This is a genomic window from Patiriisocius hiemis, assembly GCF_031846325.1.
GTDB lineage: Bacteria > Bacteroidota > Bacteroidia > Flavobacteriales > Flavobacteriaceae > Patiriisocius_A > Patiriisocius_A hiemis.
In genome coordinates, this window is the sequence record NZ_JAVRHZ010000022.1 from 1 (window position 1) to 722 (window position 722).

Below are 722 nucleotides of genomic sequence, written 5' to 3' on the forward strand. Positions count from 1 at the left end.
ATATCCTTAGCTCTTTTTTCCATAGAGTTAAGACCATTTCCTTTTTCTACAGTATTTATATCATACCCTTTGCCATTGTCTATCACTTTGATGCTAAAATGATTCCCTTCTCTTTTAATTGAAACCTTAATTTCTGAAGCATCTGCATACTTTAAAGAGTTGTTTACGGCTTCTTGTATAATACGATAGATATTCATCCCAACAACTGAACTAAAACTATGCTCTGGATTTATAGTGCTATCTATTGTAAACGAAAATTGTGTCTTCTCTGAAGCCACCTTTGCTTTATCTATAAAGTTAGAGATACGTACTTGTAAATCTTCAAAAGAAATATCTTCTTTATTCATTGCCCAAATAGTATCGCGTAATTCATAAATAGTTTGAGAGGTAAATTCACTTATGCTAGAAAGCTTATCCTTGGTAGTTTTTGTGGCTTCCTTTAACCCAAACTTTAAGTTATCTATACTAGAGATAATAAAAGTAAGCTGTGCTCCTATGTTATCATGCAAGTCTCTTGAAATACGCAAGCGTTGCTCTTGGAGTTTATTTTGCGTTTCAATTTTTACAAGAGCTTCTTTTAACTCGGCTTCTTTACGGAGTTGTCTATTTTTAAGTTTTTGTTGGTTGTAAAACAAATACCCTAGTAATCCTAGTATAAGTGCCAAGCCTAAGCTTCCATAAATAAGATTATTTTTTTGGCGCACCTTAAGTTCACTCTCTGC

General features: G+C 33.0%; 1 protein-coding gene. It reads right to left on the reverse strand.

Annotation, left to right across the window (positions count from 1 at the left end; all coding sequences use genetic code 11):
• Positions 1–722, reverse strand: a 722-nt coding sequence (locus RM538_RS13370) for a sensor histidine kinase (RefSeq protein WP_311333939.1), incomplete at both ends; no start/stop codon positions are given.